Source organism: Curtobacterium sp. TC1 (assembly GCF_019844075.1).
Lineage (GTDB): Bacteria > Actinomycetota > Actinomycetes > Actinomycetales > Microbacteriaceae > Curtobacterium.
Genome location: NZ_CP081964.1, coordinates 625,797 through 636,527, shown reverse-complemented (window position 1 = coordinate 636,527; position 10,731 = coordinate 625,797). Strand labels below are relative to the sequence as shown.

The following is a 10,731-nucleotide window of genomic DNA, read 5'->3' as shown; positions in this document are numbered from 1 at the left end:
GGAACCAGCGCGCTCGGGGACGACCGGCTTCGGGACGCACCTGCGGGAGTTCCATCGAAGGATGCAAGTGCTCCCGGGCCGTTCAGGCGGTGCGCTGGGCGGCCACGTGGGCCAGGACGACCGGGTCCTCGCAACCCCGGGCGAAGCCGCGGATGCGCCGGTCGATGTCCCGCTGCAGCACCAGCACGCCGATCCGTTCGGCGAGCGGCGCCAACCACTTCGGCCGGCAGGTGAAGTTGTAGCGCCAGACGGCCAGGGTGTGCCCGGGCTGCCCCTCCGCCGCGGTGAAGCGCCAGCCCCCGCCCATGCGCTCGAAGAACCACGACCCCTTCGTCATCTTCATCCCGACGTTCGACGGTGGATGGTACGAGACGTACTCGCTCTCCATCGCGAAGCCGAACCGCTGCACCGTGTAGGTCCGGACGCCCTTGCCGGGGACCGTCGCACCACCGACCAGGTGCTGGTGTCGGATGAAGGGGTCCCAGCGCTTCCGGATCGCCCCCTGCGTCTGCGACACGGCGAACGCCACCTGCGGCTCGACCGGCACGATGCAGCGGGACTCGACGACGGGCATGCGTCATCCTCGCACAGCACCGTGCACGGTGCGACGTCCGCCGGCCCGTGCGAGGTTGCTCGACCCCGCACCGTGCGACGTCCGCCGGCCCGTGCGAGGTTGCTCGACCCCGCACCGTGCGACGTCCGCCGGCCCGTGCGAGGTTGCTCGCTCCGTGCGCCGCTCCAGCCCTGCACGAGGCCGCCGACCTCGCACCGGACGAACAACCGCGCACCGTGCGAGTTCGGCCCGCGCGGCGTCAGCCCACCGGCAGCGCGGCGTCAGCGCAGCGCGGTCCGGAGCGCGTCGGCGATGGGTGCGAGCGCGGCGTCGATCTCGTCGGCGACCCGCGCGTGGGTCGCCTCGGACCGGCGGTACGGGTCGTCGACGTCGTCGGCGGCGGGGTCGGCCGGCGGCGGGACGGTGCCGCGCAGGCGTGCGACCCGCTCGACCAGGGCCTCGGGCGTGTGGACGTCCTGCAGGTCACCGGGTTCGAGTCCGTCGAGCACCCGCGCGAACTGCTTGATCGTGAACGCCCGCTTGGTGGCCCGGGGCGCGAGCGACACCACGGCCGCCCGGTGCGACCGTTCGGCCGTCAGCACCAGGTCGGCGTCCTCGACGATCGCCGACGTCAGGTACCGCGAGCCGTGCCGCGACGGGTCACCGCCGAGCCGGACCGACTGCGCCGCGGCGGCGCCGTCCATCGCGGCACCGTCGTCGGCGATGGTGCCGGCGGACTCGACCACGAACGTCGCAGCGTCCGGGCCGAGTCGCGCCGTCAGGACCTGCGCGCCGAGCGGCGACCGGCAGATGTTGCCACTGCAGACGAACAGGATCCGCATCGTCAGGCTGCGCCGGCGCCGAGCAGGTCGTGCCGGACGACGATGGCGTCGCGCCCCGGACCGACACCGATCGCGGAGATCCGCGCACCCGACATCGCCTCGACCGCGAGCACGTAGTCCTGCGCGTTCTTCGGCAGGTCCTCGAACGAGCGGGCGCCGGTGATGTCCTCGGTCCAGCCGGGGAACTCTTCGTACACGGGCTTCGCGTGGTGGAAGTCCGACTGGTTCACGGGGACCTCGTCCACGCGCACGCCGTCGACCTCGTACGCGACGCACACGGGGATCGTCTCGAGCCCGGTCAGCACGTCGAGCTTGGTCAGCACGAAGTCGGTCACGCCGTTGATGCGTGCCGTGTAGCGGGCGATCGGGGCGTCGTACCAGCCGCAGCGACGCGGACGGCCCGTGGTGGTGCCGAACTCGAAGCCGTTGGCGCGCAGGAACTCGCCGGACTCGTCGAACAGTTCGGTCGGGAACGGACCGGCGCCGACGCGCGTCGTGTACGCCTTGACGATGCCGATGATGCGCTCGAGCTTGCCCGGGCCGATGCCGGAACCGGTCGCGGCGCCACCGGCGGTCGCCGAGGACGACGTGACGAACGGGTAGGTGCCGTGGTCGACGTCGAGCATGGTCGCCTGACCGGCCTCGAACAGGACGGTGTCGCCGCGCTCCAGTGCACGGTGGATCTCGAGGGCCGTGTCGGCGACCATCGGGCGCAGGCGCTCGGCGAAGGACAGCAGCGACTCGACCACTTCTTCGGCGTCGATCGCGCGACGGTTGAAGACCTTGACCAGCAGGTGGTTCTTCTGGTCGAGGGCCGCTTCGACCTTCTGGCGCAGGATGTTCTCGTCGAAGATGTCCTGGATGCGGATGCCGACGCGGTTGATCTTGTCGGCGTAGGTCGGGCCGATGCCGCGACCGGTGGTGCCGATCTGCCGCTTGCCGAGGAACCGCTCGGTCACCTTGTCGATGGTGCGGTGGTAGTGCGTGATGACGTGGGCGTTCGCCGACACGAGCAGCTTCGAGGTGTCGACGCCGCGTGCCTTCAGCGCGTCGAGTTCCTGGAACAGGACCTCGAGGTCGACGACGACGCCGTTGCCGATGATCGGCGTGACACCGGGCGTGAGGATGCCGGAGGGCAGCAGGTGCAGGGCGTACTTCTCGCCGCCGACGACGACCGTGTGGCCGGCGTTGTTGCCGCCGTTGAACTTCACGACGTAGTCGATGCGGGAGCCGAGGAGGTCGGTGGCCTTCCCCTTGCCCTCGTCGCCCCACTGGGCTCCGATGATGACTGCTGCGGGCATCTGGTTCTCCTCACGTTGGCGGAGGACCTCACGCGACCAGGCGGGCCGGTGGTCCACCCGAGTCTATCGGACGGTCACCTGCGCGCCACCTTGCCCGTGCTCGAGGTGGTGACGACGGACGGACGGGCGCGCCCCGCTCAGCGGCAACGCGAAGCGTTGCGCGGGTCGCGCCGACCGAGCCTGCGAGGGAGGGGTGCCAGCTGGCACCGGGCCTCCCGTCCCTCGTGTCCGTGCGTTCCGCGATCAGGCGCGGAAGAAGTCCTGGTACGACGGGTCGCCGACGGGCTGCGAGTAGCCGGGCTCGGCGAGACGCTGCTCGATCATCGCCTGGACGACGTCGGGCGGGGTGAGCCCCCGGCGGCGCCACTCGGTCGGGTTGGCCCGGAGCTGGCTCAGCGTGTTCTGCATGCTGCAACCCTGGCACCGTGTAACTAGTTTGTCTAACTACCTGTCCTGATTCCGCGTTCCCCCGACTGCTGAGAGCACAGAAGACGCCGGATCCGCACTGCGGACCCGGCGTCTCCTGTTCGTTCAGCGGCGCGGACGCCGCACTACTTGCGCGACACCTTCGCGGTCGACTTGGACGTCGCGGTGCCGTCCTTGTAGCCCGAGGCGTGCGCGGTGACCTTCACGGAGAACTTGTGTCCCGCGGCGGACGTGCCGAGCTTGTACGTCGCACCGGTGGCCTTCTTCACGACCTTGCCGTCGCGGAGCCACTGGTACTTGTACGTCGCCTTCGTCGTGCTCCACTTACCGTGGTTCGCCGACAGCTTCGAGCCGACCTTCGCCGTCCCGCTGATCGTCACCTTGCTGCCCGCGGCGAGCGCGAGCTTCGGCGGGACCACCGAGATCGTCGACGTGCCGGCCTGCTTGCCCGACGCATTGCCGAGGTGCAGGAGCAGCACGGTGGCCTTCGTGACGCCCGAGGCACGGGTGACCCGGAGGACGCCGGAGTCGGCGAACAGGACGCCGGTGCTGCGGCCCTGCGCGAAGGACAGTGCCGGCTTCGACGGGTCGAACGACGCGCTCTTCGTCTCGTCCACCACGGACGAACCGGTGGTCGCGGCGCCGGGGGCGTACGCCGACTCGGTGAGCACCGAGTAGGTGAACTTGCCCTTCGCACCGATCAGCGCACCCGTGGTCGTGAGCACCTTCACCGAGCTGTCGAAGGTGTTCACGTCCTGGCCGGGTGCCCCGCCGTTCAGCGGCTGGACGTCGACGACCGGGTCGACGTCCGGGTCGTCCGACGCGGCCTTGGCCAGGTCGATCGTCGTCGCGAACGTCGCGTCCACCGCAGCGGACTTCGCGTTGTAGACCAGGTAGTCGGGCTCGCCGTCACGGTTCGTGTCGATGAGCACCTCGACGTTGGTCACGGCGCCGGGGTTGGCGTCGGGACCGGCCGTCTGGATGCCGAACGCGATCGTGTCCGATGCCTTGTCGTAGCTGGCGCCGTAGGAGCGGATGTCCGCCGCCTGCAGCGAGCGCTTCGCCGAACCGTCGGGGAACGCCTCGGCCGGGTCGGTCCCGCCGAGCACGAACGGAGCGACGGCGGCGTGGTAGCCGGTCGTCAGCCCGCCCTGGTCGACGGTGCGGCCCTTGAGCGTCAGGTCGGCCGACTTGCCCGGGCCGGTGAAGGCGACGGTGGAGCGACCCTGCACGGAGCTGACGGGCTTCGGCGCGAGGTACGCACCGACGCGCAACGGCACCGCGGTCGTGTCGGTCGGCGTGAACGCCACGATGCCCGAGGCGGCGGTGACGAACTCACGCTGGTAGCCCTGCTGCACCGACTCCTGGGTGGGGTCGATGACGCGGCGGAGCTTCGTCGGGTCGGCGATGGTGAACGTGAGCTTCACCGTCGCGGTGCGGTTCGCCGGGACGGTGACCCGCTTCGTGTCGAGCGCGAACGTCACACCGGGCTGCGACACCTGCGGCTGGTAGGCCACGTCGTAGGTGTGCGCGACGCCGTCGGTGTTCGCGATCTGCAGGGTGCGGCTCTCGCTCGTCGCGCTCGAGACCTCGACGACACCGAACGAGGCGGTGACGAGCAGGTCGTTCTCGACGCTCCGCACGGTGGTGCCGGCGGTCACGGCCTGCAGGGCGTCGACGCGGCCGGTGCCCTGCCGGAGCAGGGTCGCCGAGCGTGAGCCGTCCTTGACGTCGTGCGTCGCCGTGTTCATGAGCGCCGCCTTGACCTGCGGTGCGCTCCACTCCGGGTGCGACTGGAAGGTCAGCGCCGCGATGCCCGCGACGTCCGGTGTGGCCATCGAGGTCCCGCTCATCGACATGCGGCCGTCGCCGGTGCCGTTGGCCGCCGAGATCACGTTGACCCCGGGGCCGGCGATGTCCGGCTTGACGATGTCGTTGAACGACCCGTGCACGCCCCGGCTGGTGAACGCGGCGAGCGTGTTCACGGCCTCCGGGTCGGTGGCGAGTTCGAAGCCCTTGAGGTCGTCCGCGAAGCGCACGTGCAGGGTCCCCGCCTTGGCTGCGGCCTGGAGGCTCGTGGCGGCGTCCAGCGTCAGCTCGGCACCCGGGATGGTCGCGTTTCCGGCGATGCCCGAGTCGAAGGTGTTGATCGTGCCCGCGAGGAGCACGCCGACGCCGCCGGCGGCCTGCACGTTGTTGAAGCGCACACCGGAGCCGCACTCGAGCGCGCCGTCCGTCCACTTCAGCCAGACGACCTTGCCCGCGATCTTCGCGGCGTCGGCGGCGCTGAACGCGGCGCAGCCGTCGATGTTGCTGGTCGGGACGACGACGTCACCCTCGACCGGCAGCGTGCCCGTGAAGTTCTGCGAGTACTGCGACCGGTAGGTCTTCGCGACGTTCGCGGGGGCGGTGGCCTGCACGCCGTCGTACAGCGACTGGCCGGTGGCGCTCGCGGCGACGGTGAGTGCACCCTCGGCGTTGCCCGGCGAGCCACCGATGTCGGTGAAGTCGTCGGCGTTGCCCGAGGCGATCACGGGCAGGACCCCGCGTGCGGTCAGTGCGTCGATCTTGGCGTTGTCGGGGTCGTCCGGTGCGCCGTAGTCGGAGCCGAGCGACAGGTTCAGGACGTTGATGTCCTTGCCCTCGGTGAGCGCCTGGCCCACCCAGTCGAGCGCGGCACCCGTGACGTCGGTCGAACCGCCGCCGTCACCGAACACCTTGAGGGCGTAGAGGCCGGCCTCGGGCGCGGTGCCCGGGCCGATCCACATGTCCTGCACCTGCTGCGTGGTGAGCTTGGTGTAGTCGCCGTCGAACTGCTGCTTGTCGGCGGTCAGACCGTAGCCCGCGATCGAGCCGGACACGTGCGTGCCGTGGTCGCCGCCCTTGCCGTCGATCGGGTTGTCGTCCGGAGCCGGCACCGGGTCGTAGGCCGGGTCGGTCGGGTCGGCGTTGTAGGTCGCACCGGCGAAGTCGTACCCGCCGAGGAACTTCGACGCGTCGTACAGGCTGGGGTCCGGGGCGCCGGAGCTCGCGTTCGCCAGGGCCTGCTGGTAGGCCGCGGTGGTGCCGGGTCCGCCGAAGTCCGCCTGCGTGTAGTCGAGGCCGGTGTCGAGGACGGCGACGTTGACGCCCTTGCCGGTGTGCCCGGTCTGCTGCCAGGCGTTGAGCGAGCGCGTGTAGACGTCGCTCGCGGCGTTCTTCGGGGCGACCCCGTCGGCGCCCGGCTTCACGAGACTCGGGTCCACGCCGGAGGGGGCGACGCTCGCGTCCGGCAGGACCGTCGGCTGGACGATCTTCTTCGGCGTGAGCGGGATGATGCTCTCGACGTCGGAGCGCTTCGCGATGTCCTGCAGCGCGGAGACGTCGGCGACGACCGCGACACCGGGGACGGTGTACTCGGTCGAGTAGAGCTCGGTGGAGTCGGCGTCGGCGCGCTTGACGGCGGCGCGGACGGCCGCGGTCGTCGACTCGATCGCCTTGACGCGGCTCTTCGCTGCCGAGGACTGGGTCCGCGACTTGGTGAGGTCACCGCCCTTCGCGTTCGCGTCGACCTCGAGGGCACCCTGACCGGTCGTGCGCACGAAGGCGGCGACGGTCTTGGTGGGCTTGGCGTCGCGCAGCGGCGCGGAGAGCTTCAGGTCGGCCACCGACACCCCGGCCGGAGCTGCGGAGGCCGCGCCCCCGACTGCGAGGCCGCCGCACGTCAGGGCCACGGCGGCGATGCCGGCGGTCAGGACGCGTGCGATGCGATGGGAGTTCGGGGTCGGGTTCGGGTCGTGGTTCGGTGTTGCACGGTTCAAAGAGGGCACTCCAGGCTCAGTCCGTGGTTCGCATGAGATTGCTGTGAAGTTATGCGCTTACATTCAGAAAGGGCAGTCCGCACTTTGGGGGACACCCCTGTTCGAGGGCCGGTCTTCCTGTTAAGTTGCACACCCGTGTGCACGTTATTACGATGGGGTCCGTGACCACTGCTTCCCACTCCGCACGCGCACCACGCCGCGACGCGACCGAGAACCGGGCAGCCCTCCTCGACGCCGCACGAGCCTGCCTGCAGCGCGATCCGGACGCCTCCATCGAGACGATCGCCGCGGCCGCCGGACTCTCGCGCCGTGCGGTGTACGGACACTTCCCGTCGCGCGACGACCTCGTGCGCGAGGTCGTGACCTCCGGTGCGGCTCGGATCGCCGCGTCCATGCCGACCACCTCGGACCTGCAGGAGCTGCCGCCGGCCGCTCGGCTCGCCGCGATCGCGGTCACGCTCTGGACCGAGGTCTCGCACGTCCGCTCGATGGCCCGGGTCGCCGTGCGCAGCCCGTTCGCCGAACCCGTCGCCGAGGTGTTCGCGCCGCTCCGGGCCCAGGTCCGCCGGGCGTGTGCGCTCGGGATCGCCGAGGGCACCATGCGCGACGACGTCGACCCCGCCACCCTGGGCCGCCTGGTCGAGGGGGCCTGCATCGCCGTCCTCGACGAGGCGACCCGGTCCGGCACCCCGGACGAGGCCGGACGGCGCATGGTGGTGGTGTCGGCCCTCGGCATGGCCGGCATCGACTGGCGCACCGCACTGCTCTCCGAACCCGCTGCTCCCGCTGTGAAGGACCCCGCATGACGCTCGAACTCGCCCACGTCGGCATCGGCGAGGAGCCCGGCGCGGCACTGCCCGTCGTCTCCGCCGTCGCCGCCCCCGGACGCCCCGGGGTCGTCGCCGTCGAGACGGAGCAGGCCCCCGTGCTCGCCTCGCTCGTCGCCGGTGGCCGGATGCAGCCCGACACCGGGCGGCTCCTGCTCGACGGGCACGAGGACGCCGCGGCCGTGCGCCGCGCCTTCGCCCTCGTCGACACCCCGGGCGTCGCCGAGCCGTTCCCCGTCATGACCGTGCAGCAGATCGTGCGCGAGGAACTGGCGTTCGCCGCCCAGCGGCCCTCGCGCGGCCACGTCGACACCGTGCTCGAGGAGCTCGACCTGCGGCACTACGCCGACACCCCGGTCCAGCGGGTGCCGACGGCCGTGCGCGTCCGACTGCTCGTCGAGCTCGCCCTGCTCCGCGACGGGGTGACCGGCGTCGTCGTCACCTCGCCCGAGCGGCACGGCGGTGCCGTCGAGGAGTGGTTCGCCGTCCTCCGCGACGTCGCCCGACGCGGTACGACCGTCGTGCTCGTCACCTCGAAGGCCGCAGCCGCGACCGTCGAGACGCTGCTCGACACGATCGACGCGACCGACGCGTCCCAGCCCGAGGGTCCCGACGACGCGGCCCTGTCCGACGGAACCGAGCCGGGCCTCCCGTCCGTCCCGTCCGTCACCGCAGAATCCGCAACCGTCCCGACGGAGGCAACCCCGTGACCACCACCTCGCTCGTCCGCGCCGAACTGGCGCGACTCACCGCGACCCCGCTCGCACGACTGGCGTTCATCGCCCTGATGATCGTGCCGCTGCTGTACGGCGGCGCCTACCTGTGGGCGAACCGCGACCCCTACGCCAAGCTCGACCAGATCCCCGCGGCGATCGTGAACCTCGACGCCGGCGCCACCCTCGACGGCGAGCACGTCGACTACGGCACCGACGTCACGAAGGAAGCGATCGACGGCGCCGACTTCAAGTGGACGAAGACCGGTGCTGCGGACGCGCGCTCCGGCGTGCGGAACGGCACCTACGACTTCGTCGTCACCATCCCGCACGACTTCTCCGAGCACCTGGTGTCCGCGCAGTCCGACGACCCGACGCAGGCGAAGCTCGTCATGACCACGGCCGACACGAACTCGTACCTGGCGTCGACCATCGCGGAGCAGGCCGGCAAGACCATGCGCACGGCCGTCGCCGAACGCGTCGGCAAGCAGGCGGCGAAGACCCTGCTCGTGGGGCTCGCCGACGTCCGCGACAGCCTCGGCGACGCGGTCGACGGGGCCGACCAGCTGGCGTCCGGCACCGCGAAGGCGGACTCGGGGGCTCACACCCTCGCCGACGGCACCGGCAAGCTGTCGTCCGGTGCGGCGGAGCTCGCGTCCGGCACGGCGGACCTGCCGTCGCAGACGAAGCAACTGGACAGCGGGGCGCAGCAGGTGGCATCGGGGGCGTCGACGCTCGCCTCGGGCCTGGCGAGCGCGCAGCAGCAGACGGCGGCGCTGCCCTCGCAGACGCAGCAGTTGGACGACGGGGCGCAGCAGCTGCAGACCGGCCTGCACCAGCTCCGCGACCAGACGTCCTCGCTGCCGGCGGACTCTGCGCGCTTGTCCAGCGGTGCGTCGCAGGTCGCCAGCGGCAACGCCGAGCTCGCCGAAAAGGCCGCACCGTTCATCGCGGGCGTCCAGCAGCTCTCGGCGCAGTCGCCGGAACTCGTCGCGTCGCTGAAGCCCGTCGTGCAGGCGTCCACGGTGCTCACCGCGGAGCAGAAGACCCAGCTGCTCGCCGGGCTCGACGACCTGCAGACCGGCAGCACCAAGCTCGGTGCCGGTGCCGGTGACCTGTCCGGCAACCTGCAGAAGCTCAAGACGGGCAGCGCCCAGGTGTCCGCGGGCGCATCGCAGCTCGCCCAGCAGGCTCCGGCGCTGACGAGTGGCATCCAGCAGCTCTCGGACGGCTCCGACACGCTCGCCGCCGGGACGTCGAAGCTGGCTGCCGCGGCACCGACGTTGACCTCGGGCATCTCGTCGGCGGCGACCGGCGCGTCCACGCTCTCCGCGGGTGCCGCGAAGGTCGCAGACGGCACGTCGACGCTGGCTTCGGCCGCTCCGACCCTGTCGTCGGGCGCATCGTCGCTCGCCACGGGCGCAGCGTCCGCCGACAAGGGTGCTTCGTCGCTCGCATCGGGCCTCGACGAGCTCAAGACCGGCTCGTCGAAGCTCGCGTCGTCGCTCGACGAGGGCCGCACGAAGATCCCGGCGTCGAACGCCTCCGAGCGCGAGTCGCAGGCCTCGGTGATCTCCGACCCGGTCAAGGTCGGGGACGACAACGTCGCCGCTGCGTCGAACTACGGCGCCGGCCTCGCGCCGTTCTTCATCTCGCTCGCGGCCTGGATCGGCATGTACGCGCTGTTCCTCATCCTCAAGCCGATCTCGAAGCGGGCGATCACCGCGGTGCGGAAGCCCCTGGCCGTGGTGTTCGGCGGCTGGCTGACCCCGGCCCTGCTCGGCCTGGTGCAGATGGTGGCGCTGTTCTTCATCGTGCGGTTCGCCCTCGACCTGAACGTGGTGCACGTCGGCGGCACGATCGGCATCATGGTGCTGGCGTCGGCGACCTTCGCGGCGATCATCATGGCGCTCAACGTGCTGCTCGGGTCGGTGGGGCAGTTCCTCGGACTGGTGCTCATGCTCGTCCAGCTCGTCACCGCCGGCGGCACCTTCCCCTGGCAGACGCTGCCCGGGCCGTTGGCGGCGCTGCACTTCGCGCTGCCGATGACCTACTCGGTCGACGCGATCCGGCAGACGATGTACGGCGGGGACCTCGGCGCCGCGTGGTCCGACGCGGGCGTGCTGCTCTGCTGGCTGCTCGGGGCGCTGCTGGTGTCCTTCGTGGTCACGGCGCGGCAGACCCGCTCCCGCACGCTGCGCGACCTGCGCCCGAGCCTGATCGGGTAGCGCGGGGCGCGGGGGCCCGCGCTCGCCCGCGCTCGCCCGCG

At 71.4% G+C, this 10,731-nt stretch carries 8 protein-coding genes; 3 read left to right on the top strand and 5 right to left on the bottom strand.

Translation table 11 applies throughout. The annotated features are described in order from the left end of the window. Positions 1-82: 82 nt before the first annotated feature. From KZI27_RS04180 to KZI27_RS04160, 5 genes are all read right to left on the bottom strand, one after another. The gene (locus KZI27_RS04180; RefSeq protein ID WP_222659442.1) at positions 83-574 is read right to left on the bottom strand and encodes an SRPBCC family protein; all 492 of its coding nucleotides are present in this window, start codon (positions 572-574) and stop codon (positions 83-85) included. Positions 575-834: 260 nt separating this feature from the next. After that, on the bottom strand, positions 835-1,395 hold the full coding sequence (locus KZI27_RS04175; RefSeq protein WP_222659441.1) for a low molecular weight phosphatase family protein: 561 nt from the start codon (positions 1,393-1,395) through the stop codon (positions 835-837). 2 nt (positions 1,396-1,397) lie between these two features. Further along, on the bottom strand, positions 1,398-2,696 hold the full coding sequence (locus KZI27_RS04170; RefSeq protein WP_123312146.1) for an adenylosuccinate synthase: 1,299 nt from the start codon (positions 2,694-2,696) through the stop codon (positions 1,398-1,400). 243 nt (positions 2,697-2,939) lie between these two features. Beyond that, positions 2,940-3,104: a hypothetical protein gene (locus KZI27_RS04165; RefSeq protein WP_159573348.1), complete on the bottom strand. Its 165-nt coding sequence runs from the start codon at positions 3,102-3,104 to the stop codon at positions 2,940-2,942. A gap of 143 nt (positions 3,105-3,247) precedes the next feature. After that, a complete protein-coding gene (locus KZI27_RS04160) occupies positions 3,248-6,922 on the bottom strand; it encodes a S8 family peptidase (protein WP_222659440.1) in 3,675 nt (1,224 codons plus the stop codon). A gap of 161 nt (positions 6,923-7,083) precedes the next feature. Here KZI27_RS04160 and KZI27_RS04155 point away from each other — a divergent pair, with 161 nt between their 5' ends. Genes KZI27_RS04155 through KZI27_RS04145 form a run of 3 tightly spaced genes read left to right on the top strand, consistent with a single transcriptional unit; the run spans position 7,084 to position 10,690 of the window. Next, positions 7,084-7,728, top strand: a complete 645-nt coding sequence (locus tag KZI27_RS04155) for a TetR/AcrR family transcriptional regulator (RefSeq protein WP_222659439.1) — start codon at positions 7,084-7,086, stop codon at positions 7,726-7,728. Continuing rightward, complete coding sequence (locus KZI27_RS04150) at positions 7,725-8,459, top strand: hypothetical protein (RefSeq protein WP_222659438.1); 735 nt, start codon at positions 7,725-7,727, stop codon at positions 8,457-8,459. The genes KZI27_RS04155 and KZI27_RS04150 overlap by 4 nt, the downstream gene beginning before the upstream one ends. Beyond that, positions 8,456-10,690, top strand: coding sequence for a YhgE/Pip domain-containing protein (locus KZI27_RS04145; RefSeq protein WP_222659437.1), 2,235 nt, complete (start codon positions 8,456-8,458; stop codon positions 10,688-10,690). The genes KZI27_RS04150 and KZI27_RS04145 overlap by 4 nt, the downstream gene beginning before the upstream one ends. The last annotated feature ends 41 nt before the right edge of the window (positions 10,691-10,731 follow it).

Coding starts and splice junctions, on each gene's coding strand:
- KZI27_RS04150 (WP_222659438.1), top strand. CDS start 7,725: ATGACGCTCGAACTCGCCCACGTCGGCATCGGCGAGGAGCCCGGCGCG.
- KZI27_RS04170 (WP_123312146.1), bottom strand. CDS start 2,696: ATGCCCGCAGCAGTCATCATCGGAGCCCAGTGGGGCGACGAGGGCAAG.
- KZI27_RS04165 (WP_159573348.1), bottom strand. CDS start 3,104: ATGCAGAACACGCTGAGCCAGCTCCGGGCCAACCCGACCGAGTGGCGC.
- KZI27_RS04180 (WP_222659442.1), bottom strand. CDS start 574: ATGCCCGTCGTCGAGTCCCGCTGCATCGTGCCGGTCGAGCCGCAGGTG.
- KZI27_RS04175 (WP_222659441.1), bottom strand. CDS start 1,395: ATGCGGATCCTGTTCGTCTGCAGTGGCAACATCTGCCGGTCGCCGCTC.